This window comes from Pedobacter kyungheensis (assembly GCF_000812965.1).
GTDB lineage: Bacteria > Bacteroidota > Bacteroidia > Sphingobacteriales > Sphingobacteriaceae > Pedobacter > Pedobacter kyungheensis.
Genome location: NZ_JSYN01000001.1, coordinates 1 through 19,738 on the forward strand (window position 1 = coordinate 1; position 19,738 = coordinate 19,738).

17 protein-coding genes are annotated in these 19,738 nt (G+C 38.4%); 7 read left to right on the top strand and 10 right to left on the bottom strand.

Features of this window, described 5'->3' with window-relative positions; genetic code table 11:
- From OC25_RS28495 to OC25_RS00020, 5 genes are all read left to right on the top strand, one after another.
- On the top strand, nt 1-142 hold a 142-nt coding region (locus tag OC25_RS28495), incomplete at its 5' end, for an IS3 family transposase (protein ID WP_156131345.1).
- 111 nt (nt 143-253) lie between these two features.
- Nucleotides 254-478 (top strand): hypothetical protein, encoded by a 225-nt coding sequence (locus tag OC25_RS00005; protein ID WP_039470415.1) that lies wholly within the window; start codon nt 254-256, stop codon nt 476-478.
- A gap of 140 nt (nt 479-618) precedes the next feature.
- Nucleotides 619-819 (top strand): hypothetical protein, encoded by a 201-nt coding sequence (locus OC25_RS00010; RefSeq protein ID WP_039470417.1) that lies wholly within the window; start codon nt 619-621, stop codon nt 817-819.
- A 133-nt stretch (nt 820-952) separates the two neighbouring features.
- Complete coding sequence (gene purB, locus OC25_RS00015) at nt 953-2,299, top strand: adenylosuccinate lyase (RefSeq protein ID WP_039470419.1); 1,347 nt, start codon at nt 953-955, stop codon at nt 2,297-2,299.
- Nucleotides 2,300-2,386: 87 nt separating this feature from the next.
- Nucleotides 2,387-2,938 (top strand): NifU family protein, encoded by a 552-nt coding sequence (locus OC25_RS00020; protein ID WP_039470422.1) that lies wholly within the window; start codon nt 2,387-2,389, stop codon nt 2,936-2,938.
- A 517-nt stretch (nt 2,939-3,455) separates the two neighbouring features.
- Here the strand turns inward: OC25_RS00020 and OC25_RS00025 are convergent.
- The 5 genes from OC25_RS00025 to OC25_RS00045 all read right to left on the bottom strand — a co-directional run bounded on the left by OC25_RS00025 (nt 3,456) and on the right by OC25_RS00045 (nt 8,756).
- A complete protein-coding gene (locus OC25_RS00025; protein ID WP_039470425.1) occupies nt 3,456-4,244 on the bottom strand; it encodes an inositol monophosphatase family protein in 789 nt (262 codons plus the stop codon).
- 60 nt (nt 4,245-4,304) lie between these two features.
- On the bottom strand, nt 4,305-5,453 hold the full coding sequence (locus OC25_RS00030; protein ID WP_039470428.1) for a prolipoprotein diacylglyceryl transferase: 1,149 nt from the start codon (nt 5,451-5,453) through the stop codon (nt 4,305-4,307).
- 185 nt (nt 5,454-5,638) lie between these two features.
- Nucleotides 5,639-6,961: a tRNA (N(6)-L-threonylcarbamoyladenosine(37)-C(2))-methylthiotransferase MtaB gene (gene mtaB, locus OC25_RS00035; RefSeq protein ID WP_039470430.1), complete on the bottom strand. Its 1,323-nt coding sequence runs from the start codon at nt 6,959-6,961 to the stop codon at nt 5,639-5,641.
- A gap of 145 nt (nt 6,962-7,106) precedes the next feature.
- Nucleotides 7,107-7,676, bottom strand: coding sequence for a UbiX family flavin prenyltransferase (locus OC25_RS00040; protein ID WP_039470432.1), 570 nt, complete (start codon nt 7,674-7,676; stop codon nt 7,107-7,109).
- Nucleotides 7,677-8,126: 450 nt separating this feature from the next.
- Complete coding sequence (locus OC25_RS00045; RefSeq protein ID WP_039470435.1) at nt 8,127-8,756, bottom strand: Crp/Fnr family transcriptional regulator; 630 nt, start codon at nt 8,754-8,756, stop codon at nt 8,127-8,129.
- 256 nt (nt 8,757-9,012) lie between these two features.
- Here OC25_RS00045 and OC25_RS26610 point away from each other — a divergent pair, with 256 nt between their 5' ends.
- Nucleotides 9,013-10,872, top strand: a complete 1,860-nt coding sequence (locus OC25_RS26610) for a PAS domain-containing sensor histidine kinase (protein WP_052265834.1) — start codon at nt 9,013-9,015, stop codon at nt 10,870-10,872.
- An 11-nt stretch (nt 10,873-10,883) separates the two neighbouring features.
- On the opposite strand, the gene OC25_RS00055 is transcribed toward OC25_RS26610, so the two are convergent.
- Nucleotides 10,884-11,099 (bottom strand): hypothetical protein, encoded by a 216-nt coding sequence (locus tag OC25_RS00055; RefSeq protein ID WP_039470438.1) that lies wholly within the window; start codon nt 11,097-11,099, stop codon nt 10,884-10,886.
- Between the two features lie 490 nt (nt 11,100-11,589).
- On the opposite strand from OC25_RS00055, the gene OC25_RS00060 reads away from it, so the two are divergent.
- Nucleotides 11,590-11,796, top strand: a complete 207-nt coding sequence (locus OC25_RS00060) for a DUF3606 domain-containing protein (protein WP_039470441.1) — start codon at nt 11,590-11,592, stop codon at nt 11,794-11,796.
- Nucleotides 11,797-11,835: 39 nt separating this feature from the next.
- Here OC25_RS00060 and OC25_RS00065 read toward each other — a convergent pair whose 3' ends face one another.
- From OC25_RS00065 to OC25_RS00080, 4 genes are all read right to left on the bottom strand, one after another.
- Nucleotides 11,836-12,417: an HPP family protein gene (locus OC25_RS00065; RefSeq protein WP_039470443.1), complete on the bottom strand. Its 582-nt coding sequence runs from the start codon at nt 12,415-12,417 to the stop codon at nt 11,836-11,838.
- Nucleotides 12,418-12,525: 108 nt separating this feature from the next.
- On the bottom strand, nt 12,526-15,987 hold the full coding sequence (locus OC25_RS00070; RefSeq protein WP_039470446.1) for a TraB/GumN family protein: 3,462 nt from the start codon (nt 15,985-15,987) through the stop codon (nt 12,526-12,528).
- 135 nt (nt 15,988-16,122) lie between these two features.
- The gene (locus tag OC25_RS00075; protein ID WP_039470448.1) at nt 16,123-16,986 is read right to left on the bottom strand and encodes an OmpA family protein; all 864 of its coding nucleotides are present in this window, start codon (nt 16,984-16,986) and stop codon (nt 16,123-16,125) included.
- A 72-nt stretch (nt 16,987-17,058) separates the two neighbouring features.
- Nucleotides 17,059-19,572 (bottom strand): beta-L-arabinofuranosidase domain-containing protein, encoded by a 2,514-nt coding sequence (locus OC25_RS00080; protein ID WP_039470450.1) that lies wholly within the window; start codon nt 19,570-19,572, stop codon nt 17,059-17,061.
- Nucleotides 19,573-19,738 lie beyond the last annotated feature (166 nt).

A 19,738-nucleotide genomic window follows, 5' to 3' on the forward strand; every position in this document is an offset into this window, starting at 1 on the left:
AAATGAATTTAAATCGGTATCACAATTACATTCTGAAATTAGAAAGTATATTAAATATTATAATAGGGACCGAATAAGGATTAATTTAAATGGAATGAGTCCGGTGGAATACCGAACTCATTACTTTAAAAACATTGCGTAACTTCGTCCAACTTTTTGGGGTCAGTCTACAAGGGCTTTTTTATGTAATACGGGTTACCTTTTTAAAGTTCAGCGCATTAAAAGTATATATTAACCCTAAAACAAAATCAAAATGAAAAATGCATTCAAATTAGGCTTCTTAGCTCTTGCTTTAGCTTTAACAGTTGCTGCTTGTGGCGAATCAGGTAAAAAAGCTGAAGGTACCGGCGATACCACCGTTACAGATTCTTCAACAATTGTAACCGACACTACTGCAAAAGATACTACAGTAAAGGATTCTACAATTAAAGACACCTCTGTTAAAACCAAAACCACCACAACTGAGGTAAAACACTAGTAAATTTCAAAAATAACACAGAAAAATGCTTTGACTACTTACATCAAAGCATTTTTTTCATTTACACGGGTTACTTTTTTGAACTTTTTGTATAAATTAGTAAGTAATTAATTTTAAAAACCACTACAAATTAAAAAAAAATGAAAAATGTATTCAAATTAGGCTTTCTAGCATTTGCTTTATCGCTATCAGTTGTTGCTTGTAAATCAGAAAAGAAAGATGGTGCAGCAGATTCTGCTAAAGTAGATTCTTCGGTAGTTGATACAACTGTAAAAGATACTACGGTAAAAGATACAGCAGCAAAAGACACTGTAGCAAAAGATACTACCAAAAAAAAGTAACTTAAGTTAACCTAATAAAAAGGCTTCAGCTAAAACTGAAGCCTTTTTTGTTTTTAATCCGAATTCTTTAGCTTTTAAATCCCTTAAAATCCATCAATTGTAGTAAATTTGCGGCAAAAATACAATCCGCATAATGAATTTAACATCACTACAAGCTATTTCACCTGTTGATGGTCGTTACAGAAAAACTACCGAAAATTTAGCTACTTACTTTTCAGAAGAAGCGCTGATTAAATACCGTGTTTTTGTAGAAATCGAATATTTTATCGCACTTTGCGAAATCAACCTGCCTGGCTTGCAGAATTTTGATAAAAATCTTTATGCCGAACTGCGTAAAATACACGAAAATTTCTCTGAAGCTGATGCTTTAGAAATTAAAGAAACTGAAAAAGTTACCAATCACGACGTTAAAGCTGTTGAGTATTTCATCAAAAATAAATTTGATGGTTTATCACTTCAAAATTATAAAGAGTTTATCCATTTTGGTTTAACCTCACAAGATATCAACAACACTGCTATTCCTTATTCTATTAAACTTGCGCTAAACGAAAGTTATTATCCGGCCATTGCCGAATTGATTACTAAAATAAATGCACTGGCTACAGAATGGAAAGAAGTACCTATGCTGGCGCATACGCATGGTCAACCAGCCTCTCCTACCAAACTGGGTAAAGAGTTTTTGGTTTTTGCCGAACGCCTGAGTATTCAGTTAGAAAATTTAAAAGCTATTCCGAACAGCGCCAAATTTGGTGGTGCTACCGGAAACTTCAATGCACACCATATTGCGTATCCTGAAGTAAACTGGGTTGATTTTTCAAACCAATTTGTAAACGAAACTTTAGGCTTAAGCCGTGCGCAACACACTACCCAAATTGAACACTATGATCAGTTTGCCGCGCAATGCGATGCTTTAAAGCGCATTAACAATATCATTATTGATTTAGACCGCGACATCTGGACCTACATCTCTAAAAACTACTTTAAACAAAAAATTAAAGCAGGAGAAATCGGTTCATCGGCTATGCCGCATAAAGTTAACCCAATCGATTTTGAAAATGCAGAAGGTAACGCCGGTATTGCCAATGCTTTGTTTGAGTTTTTTGCGGCAAAACTTCCTATCTCGCGTTTACAAAGAGATTTAACTGACTCAACCGTTTTAAGAAATGTTGGTGTTCCATTTGGCCATACTTTAATCGCGATTAATGCCACATTAAGAGGTTTAAATAAAATTTTACTTAACGAGGCTGCATTAGCAGCAGATTTGGAAGAAAACTGGGCAGTAGTTGCAGAAGCTATCCAAACGGTATTGCGTAGGGAGAATTTCCCGAACCCTTACGAGGCTTTAAAAGAATTAACGCGTACCAATTCAAAAATTAATGCAGAAAGCATTGCCGGATTTATTGAGGGCTTAGCAGTAACAGAAGCAGTAAAAGCACAGCTGAGAACCATTACGCCATTTAACTACACTGGTATTTTCTAGTCAAATTAAATTGACGCTAAGCAGACAGCTGTAACGCGCTTTATTAAACACGAATTGCTAATTTTGTTTATTCAAATTGATTAGGACATGACGATTAACGTATATACAGAACAAACTCCAAATCCGGCAACCATGAAATTCATGGTAAATAAGCTATTAATAAACGGTAGCGAAGATTTTGCCACTAAAGAAAGTGCAGAACACTCGCCTTTTGCTAAGGAGTTATTTAAATTCAGCTTTGTTGCCGGTGTTTTTTTCGCCAGTAATTTTGTTACGATTACTAAAACAGACGATGCTGAATGGGCCGATATTGAAGCCATTTTAAAAGAGTTTGTTAAAGGAGCTGTTGAATCTGAATTAAAAATTAAAGAAGCAACTGCTGATGAAGCGCCAACTTTTGAAGGCACAGAAACTGAAATTAAAATCCAGCAGATTTTACACGACTACGTACGTCCGGCAGTTGAGCAGGATGGCGGTGCCATTACTTATAAGTCTTTCGACGAAGGTGTGGTAACTGTAGAATTACGCGGATCGTGCAGTGGCTGCCCTTCATCTACCATTACGCTTAAATCGGGTATTCAGAACCTGTTACAGCGCATGGTACCAGAGGTTACCGAAGTGGTTTCGGAAGCGCTATAAAATTGTGCATTTTTCACTATACATAAAAAGAGGGTTTGCTAATTAGTGAACCCTCTTTTGTTTATAAGCTATTTTAAAGCTGCCTATCGTTTTCCTACAAAACATCTTGCCGTCATGCTGGGCCGATAGCTATCGGATTTATTTTATTAGTATCGTTTATTGCTTTCATAGGCCTAATAGCTACTTCGTGGTCAGCAACTCTTTATTCTTTTCTCGCAAATGGCGCAGATTAGATTGTCATCCTGAGCCTGTCGAAGGGTCTGCATAAACACCATACGAAGCGCTTTATAGGTTTAATGCATCTTTTCCCGCAGATAGTGCAGATTTAATCGCAGATGGAACAGATACAAGTCCCCTACATCATGCTCACCCGAAAGCTATCGGATTTATTTTTTAGTATCGTTTATTGCTTTCATAGGCCTAATAGCTACTTCGTGGTCAGCAACTCTTATTAAAGATAAAACTATAGCTTAGAGACCCTGAAATAAATTCAGGGTGACGGCAATGGATTGAACTATTAAAAATATCTCTTGATGGCCTCCAGCATTTCGGCAGTTAACCTGCCATTGGTTGCCAGGATTTCTCTTTTATCGAAGTAATTATTACCACCTGAGAAATCGAAAACCTCGCCACCGGCCTGCTGAACAATAAAGCAACCAGCTGCAAAATCCCATTGTTGTAAATTATACTCAAAAAAAGCATCAAAGCGCCCGCAAGCCGTGTAAACCAAATCTATTGCAGCTGCACCAATGCGGCGTACACCATGGCTTTTCTGCATCATTTCGGCCAATAACTTTAAATACTTATCCTGATTATCGAACTGGTAATACGGAAAACCTGTAGCCAGCAAGCTCGATTTTAAATCGGGGTTAACCGAAACGCTGATTTCTTTCTTGTTTAAATAAGCCTTTCCACCTTTAAAAGCGTAAAACATTTCAGCCCTGTTTAATTCGTACACCACACCTACAACAGGCTGGCCATCTTCGTAAAGCGCCACACTAATGCCATAAGCCGGGATACCGTGAATAAAATTGGTTGTACCATCTAAAGGATCTATAATCCAGGTATAGGTTTTCCCTACCCTGCTGATGGTTTTCTCTTCGGTAATAAAACCTGCATCAGGAATCAGCTTTTCGAAGTTTTGAACCAGTTTCTGTTCTGCAGTTTTATCTACATAAGAAACCATATCGTTTAAACCTTTGTATTCTATTTTCTGTGCATCGAACTGCATGGCTTCTTTACGGATAAAGTTTCCGGTAAGCCTCACAATAGCGATTACTTTATTGCATATTAGTTCGTAATTCATAACAGTTTAACAAAAACCATAAATGCTTGTTGAGTTTAAAATGAATTTAAAAAGATTAGTTTAAGCCAGTTTATTCTTATTCCTTAAAGCATAGGCGCTTAAAGCAATACCACCTACTACCAGAAAAGTAGAAATCATTTCGGCTTGCGTAAAAGATAAGCTCCCTACGTGATATTTCGAGTTCACCCGGATTAACTCGACACAGAAGCGTTCAAGGCCGTTTAAAATCATGTAGATCCCGAACATTAAACCTGGTGCCTTTATTTTATCTCTGATGCTCCAAAGGAAGGCAAAAAGGATTAAACAGATAATTACCTCGTAAATGGGTGTTGGATATACCCCTTGTGCCAGCTCATTACAAAACTTACCGCTGCACCCCGGAATTGGAATCCCTTCACCCACTACGTTATTTGGGTACTTGTAAGACCATAACCAGTCTGGTAGCCACGAAAATGGTTTCGGGTTAGGGTTAACAATTCCCCAGTCGCCATCACCTGCCATATGACAGCCAATACGGCCAACAGCATAAGCGAGCATCATTCCCGGACCGCCTACATCAAGCATGTGCAAAGGTTTGATGCCATTTCTTCTGGCAATGATTAATACCGCAGCACCTCCACAAATTAAACCACCATAAAAAGTTAAGCCACTGAATGACAACAATCTTTCAATAGGATGTTGTACAAAATCATCCCAATATTCTAAATTATCGAAGAATTTAGCACCTAAAAAGCCCCAAATGGCCGCCCAAACAATCAGATTGCTCATGGTTTGATATGGATGAACCGTAACCTGAGTTTCCTTTGGTTTATCTAACTTATGCTTGTTTTTCTCTGTATAATCCCAATAAGCAAATAAGCCTGCAAAAAATAAACCGCCCAGAATATTGCCCTTAGCCGACATTAAGACCGATTGTGCATCGTTTACAAAAAGCTTATAGTTTAAAAATGCGTAAACCAGTTTATAGCCAATTACAAAGCCAAAAAGGCCATTCATAATCAGTTCTGAAGTTGTAGCAGGTTTACCAATTACTACCGTTTTTTTGATGGGATGTAAAATACCCAAAGCTTCTTTGCGCTTAAGCTCTTTTGTAAATGCCCAATAGCCAGCAACAAAAGCAAGTGCTACAAAAACACCAAATGTGTTAAAAGGAAGCGGCAGATTAATTCCGAATAAGTACTCTAAGAAATGTGAAACGGTAGGAAACATACAAATTATTTGTTGCGAAGATAGGAAAGAAAGAGTAAAGACCAAAGCGAAGCTTAAAGACTAAAGCTAAAAGCGGAAAGCTTAAAGCCAAAAGACCAAAGCGGAAAGCTTAGATGTGCTTAGGTGTCTGAGGTGGTAAAAAAAGACCGAGACTTCCGACATCGGACACCTGACTTCTGACTTTCTTAATGATGTGCGTAGGCTGTTTCCAGTTCGGCTACTTCAACTTCTCCATCAGCGGTAATGGCTACCAGTTTAACAGCTTTTAGCTCATTAACCATCACAGGATCGTATTTGGCCCGTACTTTTAAATAGTTTTTGGTAAAACCATGCATATAGCCTGATTTTTGATCGGCTTCAAAAAGCACTTCGGCATCGCTGCCAATTTGCGATTCGTAAAAAGCCCTGCGTTTTTTATCCGACAGGATATGAAGCATTTTACTGCGTTCGTTCCGTTCGCTACCTGCAACCACACCTTTCATTTCTGCAGCTACGGTTAGTTCGCGCTCCGAATAGGTAAATACGTGCAAGTAAGAAATATCCAGTCCGTTTAAAAACTGGTAAGTATCTAAGAAATCTTCTTTAGTTTCGCCAGGGAAACCCACAATCACATCAACGCCGATACAGCAATGAGGCATTACGGCTTTAATTTTGGCTACACGCTCTACATATAAATCCCTGCGGTAACGGCGGCGCATTAAACCCAGTATTTTATCAGAGCCTGATTGTAAAGGAATATGGAAATGCGGCACAAACCTTTTTGAGGTGGCCACAAACTCAATAATTTCGTTGCTTAACAAATTGGGTTCAATCGATGATATCCGGATTCTTTCAATGCCTTCTACTTCATCAAGGGCCTTAACCAGATCAAAAAATTTATCTTCACGTTCACCATTGCGGATACCAAAATCGCCCAGGTTTACCCCCGTTAACACGATTTCTTTCACACCACTTTCGGCGATCATTTTAGCCCGGTTAACCACATTTTCGATGGTATCGCTACGGCTGGCACCACGTGCGAGCGGAATGGTGCAATAGGTGCATGGATAATCGCAGCCATCCTGCACTTTTAAGAAAGTACGCGTTCTATCACCAATAGAATAAGAAGCAATAAAATTGTGGTTTACCTTTTCGATATTCTGCTGATGCACCACCGCTTTAGGCTGTTTGGTTAAATCGGTAATATATTCTACAATTCTGAACTTTTCAGCAGCACCTAAAACCATATCAACGCCTTCTATCTCTGCAATTTCCTGTGGTTTTAACTGCGCATAGCAACCTACAATGGTTACAAAAGCATTTGGCGAATATTTTAAAGCTTCTTTAACCACCTTACGACATTTTTTATCCGCATGGTCGGTAACAGAACAGGTATTGATCACATAAACATCGGCCTGATCCTGAAATTCTACCACAGCATAACCTGCATCGGTAAATAAACGACCGATAGTAGAGGTTTCAGAGAAATTGAGTTTACAACCTAATGTATAAAATGCGACCTTTTTCATTGAGGCTGCAAAGATAAGAAATTTGTTCGGAATTAGGCGTTTAGAATAGTCTTGGCGTACAAATTACAGTGAGATAACAATGTAAGCTGCGTTATGAATCATTCAATTAGCGATAAATTGGAAGCCCTGAATTACCGGACAGCAATTACTTTTCCTGCCAGCGGTAGCTTTCCTGCTCGAAGCCTGCAAGATCCAAAACCCGGCTAATTACCGTTCCGGCTACTTCTTCGATGCTTTTGGGCAGACTGTAAAATGATGGATTGGCCGGGCAAATAATCCCGCCGGCTTCGGTTACGGTCTTCATGTTGTTGATGTGGATTAAGCTGAAAGGTGTATCGCGTACTACGGCAATCAGTTTCCGGCGCTCTTTCAGGATTACATCAGCAGCCCTGGTGATTAAATCATTTGAAATTCCATGTGCAATACGCCCTAAAGTACCCATTGAGCAAGGCACGATAATCATCGTATCATATTTGGCCGAACCTGAAGCAAAAGGTGCATTAAAATCGTTTTTACTGTAGAATTTAAAATCCGGAAATTGGTTATAATCCTGATTACCCAGTTCAAACTGCCACACTTCTTTGGCGTTATCGCTCATCACCACCCCCACTGCTTCGATCTGATCTTTTAGTTTTAACAACGCATCAAACAGCACTTTTGCATAAACCGAACCACTGGCGCCTGTAACCGCCACAATCACTTTCTTTTTAACCATAAAACAAAAGTAGGCTTTCTGGATTGATAAAAATAAAAAAGGGCCAGAACAATGTTCTGACCCTACATCTACCTATGAAAAACATACCCTCGAAAGGGTAAGAACAAATATATATAAATTTTTAAAAAAATGTAAGTAAGAAATGTTAAATCGTGTAAATGACGTTTTTTAGTTAAAAATAAAACATAACACACTGATTATTAATACAATAATTTTCAATAAAAATACACAAAAATCATTTTAAAGGTCAAAAAACACCTTATACAGCAGTCATATTCAAAAAATGTGTATTAGAAATCAGTCGGATTTAGCAAATATAACATTACAACTAAAAAATAAGGTACTGAGCCACCTCATTTTATTTACATTTTTTTTACTTTAAAATAACAGCAAAACAAGGTAGAATTAATCATCAAGTTTTTCTGTCTCTGTGCTGACACTTCAATGCTATCAGACACCAACTAGCAATCTGGATCTGATGCGACTTAGCGTTTCCATTCGCATCCCCAGAAAACAGGCAATATATTTTAAACCTATCCTGCTTACCAGGTCCGGATAGGATTGCATAAAACGGATGTATTTTTTTTCGGCAGTCTGCAATCGTGCAATCAACGACCGTTCGCACGATTGAAAGTAATGAAACTGGGTAATTTTACGCCCGATATAATTGGCAATGTGATCCATATCATAAAGTCGCGCATACATTTCGTGCGGAATTGCTACAGCTTCGATATTCTCCAGCGCCTGAATATAGGCCTCTGCCGGTTTATTATCTCTGCTAACACTGTAACTATTTCCAATCAGTTCATTTTCTTTAGCTATCCAGATGGTCATCTCCTTTTTCCCTTCTTTCAGATAACCACGGGCTACCCCTTTTACAATAAGGTAAGCATAATCATGATGATCTAAAGGAGAGGATATAAATTTGTTCTTTTTAAAAACTACAGGAAAGGTATGCTGGTTGATAAAATATTCGATTTCTGAAGTTAAATCGTGGTAGGTTTTAAAGAGCGAAATCAAAGGCGAAACCTCATTAAAATGGGTCCACTTATTTAAAGCATGTTTTTTTTCGGGATTCATGGAGCTCAATTAAGTGTTACTGGTAATCGGTAGCGGATATCCAGGCACCAGATATCCGCTGAACAAACGTATAACTACGAATAATGTTTTAAAAAAATATTATTTATAAAAAGTAGTATAAAAAGGTTTTAAACCATAAGAAAACAGCTTTTTATTAATACAAGAAGTACATTACCCGATAATTTTAAGCTATTGACATAAATTGGTTGGTGATTAGCCTGCTAAGGATTATATTTGGATAAGCGTGAACCAAATTATGATAGACTTAACCTCTTCTTTGCTTAAAGCCTTATTAAAACATGCTCATAACCCAATAATTATCTTTAAAATTAAGCCGGTATTGGTGGTTGTAGAGCATAACGACGCTTACCAGGCTTTAATTGCACGTATTGGAGGAAATTTAAAGTTTTACGATGTAGATATTATTCCCACGCTGCTATCGGATGAGGAGAGAGATTTATTAATTAATGCGGTACAACAGGTAAGTGAATTTAAAAAGCCGGTTAGCCTGGTTATCCATCCTATTTATTCCAATTCGCCAAATGTAAAATGGGAGCTGGAGTTTTCTCCGGTACTGCAAAACGAGCATCCTGTTGAATATATTATCTGCTCGTTAAAGGAAGTACCGGTTAATGAAAATGACCTGGAGCGCATCCTGTTTGAACTATCGGAAAGTGAAGCCAGGTTTAGAGGCTTTTTTGAGCAGGCGCCCCTGGGCATGTGTGTTTTAAGAGGACCTGACCTGATTACAGAATATGCCAACGATAATATATTAAAGCTTTGGGGTAAAACGAGGAAAGAGGTAATCGGAATCCCTCAGGAACAAGCCCGACCTGAACTGGCAAAACAGCGGCACATATTAAACCGGGTGAAAGAAATTTTTAAAACCGGTGCGCCATTAACCCTCAACGAATTAAAAATTTCTACAGCAGCATTTGATGGATATTTTGTAGCCTTATACCAGCCGCTTAAAAACGACAAGAATGAGGTTACCCGTATCCTGGCTATTATTAAAGATATTACGGAAGAAGTAAACTTCAAAAAGGAGCTTTTAAAGGCCAAAGACATACTTAAACTGGCTATGGATGCTTCGGAAATGGGTTCATGGAATGTAGATCTGGAAAGCAAAAAGGTGCTTTTATCAGAACGTGCACAGCAGATTTACGAACTGGAAAATAACCGCATGGGGCTTGAGGAAGCCAAGGCTATGATTGCCAAAGCAGATTTCGAAGTTCTCTCGGCCAGCATCCGCAAAGCGCTGCATAACCGGTCGGGCTTTAACGTCGAATATCAGATAAACCTAAAAAGCCCGGCAAACAAAACCAAATGGCTTAGAACGGCAGGCAAAGCATATTATAATGCTGATGGTAAGCCTGTGTACATTGCAGGAGCGGTCTTAGATATTACCGAACATAAACAAGATGAGCTCCGTAAAAATGATTTCATCGGGATGGTTAGTCACGAACTTAAAACACCACTAACCTCGTTAAGCGCATATGTACAACTTTTGCAATTTAAGTTAAAGGAAACCGAAAACAGTTTCGCTATTGACACACTCGACAAGGTAAATCTTCAATTGAAAAGAATGTCGTTAATGATTGATGGTTTTTTGAATGTTTCACTGCTGGAGTCGGGCAAGATTTTATTGAACAAAACCGATTTTGATGTGATCGCTTTAATCAAAAGTATTGCCGAAGAGAACAGGATTGTGTTACCAAGTCATTTTATACAGGTTATCGGTACAGAGCAAACGATCGTAAATGCCGACATGGAAAAAATCGGCAATGTGATTAGTAACCTGATAGGCAATGCAGCCAAATACTCTAAAAAAGATTCGTTTATTGCTATCAAATGTGAAAAAATAGATGGAGAGGTAATTATCAGCGTGGAAGATGAGGGTATTGGTATTAAAGAAAACAATATACTCAGGTTATTCGACCGTTTTTTCCGGGTAGACAGTGCGATAACCAAAACCATTGCTGGCTTTGGCGTAGGCTTATATATTTGCGCCGAAATTATTAAAAGGCATGAAGGAAAAATATGGGTAGAAAGTAAATTTGGCAAAGGCTCTACCTTTTATTTTAGCCTGCCAGCGGAACAGACTACCATACCTTAAAAGACTAATTATTAGCCAGGCACTTTTATATTTTCATACTCAACTTTAACCGCTACCAGGCCACTTAGGCCTAAATCAATATCAAAAAATACTTTTGCGTTCAGATTAACCTGCCCGGAGATTTCATCTAACTGAAACTGAATATCCTGACCGTTTTCATCAATGATGGTGCCCAGCCCGTTTTCAAAATCAATTTCTACAATCTCTCCCCTTCTCTTATCGCCCATTAGAAAAAAGATAATTTTATAAATAATTAACAATTATAGTTAATTTACGTATAATTAAAAATACATAAATAATAATTTTTGCACAACTTTAAGTTGTACTGATGATCCGTTTTTTAACTATAATCAATAATAATAGCAAAATACAAGCTTACCTGGAAATGATTGCTGACAAATAAAATTACTGACTGAATATCAGCTGTTTATTTTCAATCGCTTAGAAAAACGTTTTACCAAAAATATTTTAACTAACTGCTTTACAGCTTGTTATTGTCAATAAAAAAAATTAATTTTATCGCATTAAAATGGTTTGATAAGCTGAACACTATTTATGTTCACTTAGGTATTCAATTATATTTATTGCCGTGTTTATTGCGAAATTAAAAGGCCAGGGCTATACTGTAAGCAACGGCGTGTTAAGGCATTAGGCACCAGGCGAGTACAAATCAAAATTTGATTATGACTTTTTTTTATAAATTAATTATCCCGAAACATGGAAAATCTGAATCCAACCACCGCTATTCAAGACGAAATTATTTTATTGTCTGAAGAAACAGATCGAAATTACTGGGCCAACCGCCTTGGTGTTTCATCGGAAGTACTTAAATCGGCTGTAAGAGCAACCAGATGCATCACTTTACAGCAAATAACGACCTATTTAAGCCAGCAAAAGAAAAAGCTTTCTGTACCGAATTCTTAGTTACTCCGCAGGTCTCGTTATATACGAAAAAGGATCAGTCTAACGGCGATACCTATGCCATACTCTATACCATTTTTTATTATTGGGATAGCTTCTGTGCGGGGTTCTGTTGTTCACAAAAATAGCTACCAGCAATAAAATGGTAGCTCCTGTTAATACCGGACTAAGTACATACAGATAGCCCAGCGACTGTATTTTGGGTGAGCCAATGTTGGCGATAAGTGCTGTTGCTCCGCCCGGAGGATGCAGGGTTTTGGTAACCTGCATTAAAACAATTGATAGTGCTACAGAGAGTGCTGAAGATAGCCATAACTCGCCCGGGATTAATTTGTGCATAGTTACGCCCACCAATGCGCAAACCACATGGCCGCCAATTAAATTGCGTGGTTGCGCCAGCGGGCTGTTGATTATACCATAAATAAGTACTGAAGATGCACCGAAAGAACCAATTATAAACAAATTATCGTAGGCAGTAAAGTATTTGGAGTTGATCAGCCCCATGATGGCGATCCCCAGAAAAGCACCAATAAATGTCCAGAAGTGCTCTTTAAAATCGATTAAGGTTTCTTTATAAACAATATATTTTGCAGTACGAAAATGCCTCCTGATTCGTTTTCTCATGATCTTTTGATAAGGAGCCGCAAAATTAGCAAATTATCAGGTTTACTGAAAATTGTAACACAAAAGAGGCAGCCCAATCATGAACTGCCTCTTTCGCTTATTTTTTAACTACTCTTCGGTTAGGGTGCTTATTAAAGTTTTTACCTGTTTTAACCAATCGTCGCTTTTAAATTCGAAATCGCTGTAACACTGGTACTGCTTAAAGTCAATCTTCTTCTCATCAGTATCAAAAGGGCCGCAAACACCCACATAGGTAATGCTCTCTCCTTCCTCCGTTGCAGGGTAGATAAATTCGAAAGCAAAGTATATTTTTCCGTTTTCTTCAATTTTATCCAATAATTTCACATTTTCTGAATAATCAAGTTCCTCGCTCATGTAATTAGACAGCAAAAGTTTGGCAATTTCTTCGTGTTTGAGGTATTTAGCCGGCACCTGATCTAATTTTTTAACCGCATCAAAAGCCTTTAAAATATCGTAGCGACTGGATATGCTATCTAGCTTTGCATCAAGCAGTTTCTGATCAACCGGTAAGCCGGCTTTAATTCGCGCCACGGTTGCGCTGGTTGCCACATAGGTATTTGAATCGGTAATCAACTTACTTGTAAAGGCATCGGTAAGTTCAGGCATTTCGAGTGCCGGTAAAATATCGAGGTAATGATAAACAGAACCGCCCGGATAATTATCGTTATCCTTTAAATAGCCATTCAAATCGGTAATGGCTTGTGCAGTTATTTTATCTTTATTTTGTTTCAGTTGCGCCAGATATTCAGGCTTTTCACTACTTATCATTTCTGAAACCAGGCCAAGTACGCTTGAACGGTAGGGCTCCTTATTTTTTAAGGCCAGTACCTGATCAAAATGCTTTGAAACATAAGCTAACGAGTCGTAAAGCGGATTAAAGGTTGACCAGTAGTTCACCAGATCCAGTGCTTTATTGTCGTTGAGGCTTTTCAAATACCAATCGTATTGGTTCGAATCTAAACTCACAATTTCAGTCAGCGCCTTGTTTCTGATGATATCGGTATTTTTAGCATCGGCAAACAGCTCCTTTAATAACGGGATACTTTTTTCTTTCTGTAAAACGCTTAACGCTTTAATCAATTTTACCCTTACACCGTTGTTGATGGTGTCGTCGGTATATTTAAGCTTTAATGCAGCATTAATAAGCGGGATTTCGGTCTTATCAAATTCGTAATAGCTTAGTGCGCCAAATGCCGGATTATGAACCAATGTATCCTGGCTTTTCAAATCGTCAAAAATCAGTTTAGCTTTAGAGGCTTTAATGTCGAAAGGTTTTGGTGCCGTAGTTACTGTTACGGTATTAAAGAAATCGATAGCGTGCTTACTTTCCAGGTCTTCTTTGGTACTCATTAAGCTCAGGTAATAAAAGCGTTCGCCATTTATCCAAAATTTAGCCTTTTTCTGTAATCCCGAGGCACTGTCTATATAGGTAAATACCTTGCCTTTCGAAGTTCCCACCAGCGCGTCTTCTGTTTTGATGATGCTATCTGTTTCTTTCTTCATCCTGTTGAAGGTTTGGATATATAGCGAATCGAGATTGGCCGATTTAAAGTATTTCTTTATTTTACTGGTTCCGATGAGGTAAGCACCGCCGGTATTTTTATTGAGGGAATAAAAAAGTTTGTTATTATTCAAGAATGAAGTGTGGTCCATTTCCTCTTTTTCAGGAGCGGTGGAGGGTTGTGCAGGCGTAAAAACTTTTAAATCATCCACCTGGTAGAAAGCACTTTTCCCCTCGAGGTATTTCTCTAATTTAAACGAATTAAAATATTCATCATCTTTCACCTTATCCTCTCCCATCTGGTTTTGTTTCATTAACAGATACGAACGGTTACCCCTTAAAAACATTTGTACTTTCATGTAGGTACCTTGCAAAACAAGACCAATTTCTCGGCCTTCAAGCCCTTCTTTATAAATAGTTACCGGACCATCTACAATTTTACCGTTTTTTTCGAGCTGACTTTTGATGCCGTTAAAAAAGGTATTTTTATCAGAAAGGTACATTCCTTCCGGAAAATCGTTATACCGAAATATATAACTCACAAAATTTACCTTATCCAACATGGTGTACATGTTAATTATATAAGGCGATGCCGGTAAAGTTGGATTTGGTATCTGCTTAGTACTTTCTTCAGGCTGCATGGGTATTTTTAAACTAAAAGCAGCCAGGTCATGTTTATAATCGAGCCAATTGTCCTTTTTAGCCACAACGACATCAGAAATTTTAACAACTGAAAAGAACTTATCTGCGTATGCTGCATGAAGATTATTGCTTTCAGCATCGACACTGATCATATATAAGGTATAGTTCTTATGCACCAACACATTACGCGAAAATTTACCGTCTTTTTCAAACTCAACTGCCAAACCTACCCCACCATACCTGTTTTCGCTTTTTTTGCTGATTAATTTCCCTCCTTTGTCCAGATACTTGGTAAACACCGTATCTAAATACGCTTTTGAAGTCATTTTTTCGAGTGGGCCCGTATAAGTTGAACGAACAGCGTAGCGCATATTGGTAATCAAATCTGCAGCAACATAAGATTTACCTATAATCTCTTTGGTAATAATGGGTTCTACAGGAAATTCTGCTTCAAAATTCTCCGCAGCGTCATTATGTTTTACCCAATCTATTTTAGCATAGTCGATTTTAAAGTTTTTGGCCAGCCCTGTAAAGGTAGCGGTAACCGGACGTAAGGTATAGCCTGCCCTGGTAAGCAAACTGATAATGCCTTTTTCGCCATTTAAATGCGCTGCACCTACTGCAACGAAAAGGTTATCGGCTTGTATTAACTTTATTATACCATTGGCCATTACTTCATTTCTACCAACAAGATCGAGCTGATCTTCACTTTCTTCGCTCAGGAGCGCAGTAATATCATCTAAATTACCTTTTGCATAAACATTAACCATTTTCTCCATGCTTTCGGCTGTTGCTTCCTCATCAACATCAAACAAACTGGCAATTTTAGCGTCGCTGCCATATAACAACTTTACCTGATCTTCGGGTTTCTCCAATCCGTAAATCTTTTTCTTCATGGTACGCGCAATGCCGTAGAGATAGGCATCGACAAAAGTTTGCATATCGTCTTTCCGGTTTACCTGATCATTCATCAGAGCGGCTACCAAAACCGGATTATCGAGCATGGAAGAATCGGGTACGAAGCCATTTTTTGCTTCGAAACGTTTAACCAGTTCGGCAATTTGTTCGGCTGTAATTAATTCGGTTATTCTCTTTTTGCCGGCTCTTTCTTTTTTAGCTTCAAAAAACGATTTCATTAAAGAATCAGGGTGTACCTCCATTACAAATGCTGATGTAGATTCCATAGCTTTTATCAGCGAATCGCTGAAATTAAAGGCACGTTTATCTTTGACATGCATGGAACCAAAAAGATAAGATGGTTTGGACAAGCCTTTTCCGCTAATTTGCCAGAGCAGGTTGTAATTTGATTTCTTTTCTTGCGAAAAACCTTTGAAACCAATAAAAAACAGAACCAGTGTTAAGGATAAAATCTTTGAGCGAAGCTCAAAGTAAAAAGAAAACTTCATAAAGGATGGAGCGGTTAAAAATATGCGCCAAGATAGTAATTTGGTTACATGAAACGAAATGTTTTAAAGCCGTTAAATGCAAAAAGGCAGCTCAAAAATGAGCTGCCTTTTTACCTAAATTTATTGAACTGTTTTTTACTTCTGTGATTGTTCCGGCGCTTTGCCAATTAAATCCATAAACTGATCAAGTTTTGGCGTAATGATAATTTGTGTACGACGGTTTTTTGCCTTACCACCTGCCGTAGTATTATCGGCAATGGGGTTAAATTCTCCACGTCCACCCGCAGTTAATCTTTTCGGATCGACCGCGTATTTGGTTTGCAGCACCTGAACAACAGACGAAGCACGCAGGGCACTTAAATCCCAGTTGTTGCGGATATTGGGTTGCGTAATCGGCACATTATCGGTATTACCTTCAATCAGTACATCGTAGGTATCGTAATCTTTAATAATTTTAGCGATTTTACTTAAAGTTTCGCCTGCTTTATCAGAAATCTCGTAACTACCTGATTTGTACAGCATATTATCGGCCAGCGAAATATATACCACACCTTTAAGTACCTGAACATCTACATCGCCTAATTCTTCGCGACTTAATGAACGGGTTAAATTATTGGTTAACACCATATTAAGCGAATCACTTTTGTTTTTGGCATTTACCAGTTGTTTAATGTATTTATTCGAGCTGTTAATCTCATCAACCAGTTTGGAAATGTTTACATTGCCCTGGTTACTCGAATTTAAACATTTGTTTAAGGCATCTTGTAAAGCCTTAACATTTGCTCTTTCTGAAGCAATTTGTTCTTCTAAACTTTTTACCCTGCTGGTGCTTCCGCTTAACTCGCGCTGGCTATCCTGGTATTTATTACTAAGCTCCTGATTCCTTTCTCTTAACTTGGCATAAGTATCCTGAAGTTCGGCATATTTCTTATTACTTACACAACCAGCGGCAATTGCCACAGTAAAGAGCATTATTGGGATTGATTTGTATAATTTCATATTGATATTGTTTTTTAGCAATTACGTTAACAAATTCCTTGCCGCAAAGTTTTACATGGGGTTTAAATGATGTTAAAAAGCGTTAATCTTTACCGAATCGAAACTGGCCAATGCTTTATAAGTCCTTAACCCAATACTCCCCGACTGGTACTCGCTATCGGTTACAGAAAGAACCGGCCTGGCAGCACCATTAACAAAAATATCAAATTTATCGGCTTTGGCAACCACTTTCAGGTTGTACATTTTGTTCATTTCTACCGGATATTTTTCGGCTTTTAGTAATTCCCATTTTTGTCCATTGGCTTTACCGAAAATCACATTACCATTAGGCTGATCTAAACCTACATAATAGCCCTGGTAAGCATCGGGCCCAATTGCGGGATTAGAAACCCTGAACATTAAACCTGCATCGCCAACAGTATTGATTTTAACGTCGGCCTGATAGGTAAAATCTTTAAAATCGGTACCGTTAGCTACATATTTAGAACCATTGATACCGAAACCACCAGAACCTGCGTTTGAAGCTGCATTAATCTGTCCATCTCTCCAAAACCAGCCACCTCCATAAAAAACCCAGTTACCCGGCATACCCTGATCAAAATTTTCGGTCAGACTCTTAGTTGTTTTTTTTGGGGTTCCGATTACAGGGAAACAGCTTAAGCGAATATTTTCTGATCCATAAGGAACCAAAGTCACTTCTTCATCGGCTTCGGTTGACAATACCGGACTAAAAGGCACATCGAAAGCAGCCATTTTATAGTAAGATAAGCCCCATGAAGGAATCTTTTTTGCCTGTACTTTTAATTTAACCGGCGAAGTAGCCGCAATAAACGGATTATCGGTCATATCCGATTTAACAACCTTGAAATTGCTGTTAAGATTTCCTTTTTTTAGCGATAATCCATAATTCCATGGCGATTCAGGGCGGATTTCGTAATCGGTAAAGCCGGCAACAGGATGCGTTTTAGTTATTTTATTGGCTGCTTTAATTTCTAGGGCGTAAACAATTGGTCCGCGGGTAATGCTTAGTGCATTGTTTACCTGTTGCTCGCTACCAATTTCCATCGGAAAATTGAGTTCCAACTGATCGTTATTCTGCCATTGGCGCTGTATTTTTAACATTTCACCAGCTTTTACACCGGTTAAAGCCTTTCCGTTTAACTTAACAGCAGGTTTTAAAGCCCAGGTAGGTATGCGCAATACCAGAGGGAAAGTAGCTGGTGATGCAAGGTTAACTTTTAAATTAATCTGTTCTTCAAAAGGATAATTGGTGCTTTCGGTAATTTTTATCTTCTGGTTACCATTAACGAAAGTCTCTACCTCCATTGGTCCGTAAGTTACAACTGCCAGGCCTTTATCGGGAGTAGCTACCACGCTGTTTTTCACATAGTAAGGCCAGCCCATGTGCATATTGTAGCGGCAACAACCATAACCAGAGTATGGGCTCGAGATAATCCCAGAGCCGTAATCCTGATTAAAACCATGCTCTCCGTGTACGCTTTGCACCTGATTGGGTAAGGTGTAGTAAGAATGATTTTTGAAATCGCGGCTAAATTGCGCAGGTAAAGCATTAAAAGCTACTTTTTCAAGCTTATCGCCAATGTTAGCCTCATGGATGATTTTAGCAGCCGTTTCTAAACTTTGCATCCATTCTACCACGGTACAGGTTTCTACCCCTTCAATACTGCTGGTGCCAGCCAGAAATTCTGTACCAGAACCAAGCCCTTCGGGTTGACCATGATCATGCATAATATGTGCAATGCCTTTAACGAAGGCATCGGTATTAGCCGGGCTATCGTGAAGTTGTGCATAAACCACCGGAAATTTTAATGCCTGAGCTACATTTACCATGTGTTTCGGCTGAAAATCATCGCCATAAAAGTAAAATTCGTTGTTGGTATAGATATCAATCCATGGATAAGCCTGTTGTTTCAGTTTTTCTACCAGTTTTAACAAATCCTGATCGCCGGTTTTATTATAAACCCAAATGGCGATTTCCATATTATCGCCTGCTCTTGATTTTGCCCATTCTTTTAAGGGCTCGGCATCGAGATTAGCCAGCTGATATTTGAAATATTTACTTAAAAAAGGAATTACCCGCTTATCGTTTGTAGCCTCGTAATAACTTTGCAAAGCATACATCATTGGCATGCGCGGCCACCAGTCTTTCATTTTAACTGGGCCAAACAAACCATTCGGTTGCTGGCTGTTTAAGGTCCATTCGATATATTTCTGTGCTTTGGCTTTTAATTTAGCATCATCAAGCGTATAAGCCAGTGCTACCAAACCTTTAACATAGTACGGCACGCGTTCCCAGCTATTCCCCTCTCCACCCAGCCAATCGGTATTTTTACCTAAATCGTCTTTTGCAGCGTATAGCTCCTCGGCCATCCCCGTAGCTCCATCGCGCTGCTGTTCTAACTGTTTTAATAACCAACCTTTGGCCTTAATGCTGCCTAGTGGCAATTGTACATAAACATCTTGCTTAAGCGGTGCTTTATTAAACTCGTTTAAATTTTGTGCGTACAAAGTATGGATTGACAGACAGGAAACTAGGAAAAAAAGTGGTTTGGCTATTCTTTTCATAAAGGGTTAATTGGTTAGCTATTTTTTTATAAAACTAACAAATTCAAGGCAATATTAAAACGATTTAGTAAGCTGTTTTAAAAATAATCTCATGCTAATACTTTTCAGGTTACCGATACACTGCGTAGTTAAGCAGAATTTATATAGAAAAAACACTTCACAACCT

Coding starts and splice junctions, on each gene's coding strand:
- OC25_RS00025 (WP_039470425.1), bottom strand. CDS start 4,244: ATGAATTACGAACTAATATGCAATAAAGTAATCGCTATTGTGAGGCTT.
- OC25_RS00070 (WP_039470446.1), bottom strand. CDS start 15,987: ATGAAGTTTTCTTTTTACTTTGAGCTTCGCTCAAAGATTTTATCCTTA.
- OC25_RS00080 (WP_039470450.1), bottom strand. CDS start 19,572: ATGAAAAGAATAGCCAAACCACTTTTTTTCCTAGTTTCCTGTCTGTCA.
- OC25_RS00075 (WP_039470448.1), bottom strand. CDS start 16,986: ATGAAATTATACAAATCAATCCCAATAATGCTCTTTACTGTGGCAATT.
- OC25_RS00040 (WP_039470432.1), bottom strand. CDS start 7,676: ATGGTTAAAAAGAAAGTGATTGTGGCGGTTACAGGCGCCAGTGGTTCG.
- OC25_RS00055 (WP_039470438.1), bottom strand. CDS start 11,099: ATGGGCGATAAGAGAAGGGGAGAGATTGTAGAAATTGATTTTGAAAAC.
- OC25_RS00065 (WP_039470443.1), bottom strand. CDS start 12,417: ATGAGAAAACGAATCAGGAGGCATTTTCGTACTGCAAAATATATTGTT.
- OC25_RS00010 (WP_039470417.1), top strand. CDS start 619: ATGAAAAATGTATTCAAATTAGGCTTTCTAGCATTTGCTTTATCGCTA.
- OC25_RS26610 (WP_052265834.1), top strand. CDS start 9,013: ATGATAGACTTAACCTCTTCTTTGCTTAAAGCCTTATTAAAACATGCT.
- OC25_RS00005 (WP_039470415.1), top strand. CDS start 254: ATGAAAAATGCATTCAAATTAGGCTTCTTAGCTCTTGCTTTAGCTTTA.
- mtaB (WP_039470430.1), bottom strand. CDS start 6,961: ATGAAAAAGGTCGCATTTTATACATTAGGTTGTAAACTCAATTTCTCT.
- purB (WP_039470419.1), top strand. CDS start 953: ATGAATTTAACATCACTACAAGCTATTTCACCTGTTGATGGTCGTTAC.
- OC25_RS00045 (WP_039470435.1), bottom strand. CDS start 8,756: ATGAATCCCGAAAAAAAACATGCTTTAAATAAGTGGACCCATTTTAAT.
- OC25_RS00020 (WP_039470422.1), top strand. CDS start 2,387: ATGACGATTAACGTATATACAGAACAAACTCCAAATCCGGCAACCATG.
- OC25_RS00030 (WP_039470428.1), bottom strand. CDS start 5,453: ATGTTTCCTACCGTTTCACATTTCTTAGAGTACTTATTCGGAATTAAT.
- OC25_RS00060 (WP_039470441.1), top strand. CDS start 11,590: ATGGAAAATCTGAATCCAACCACCGCTATTCAAGACGAAATTATTTTA.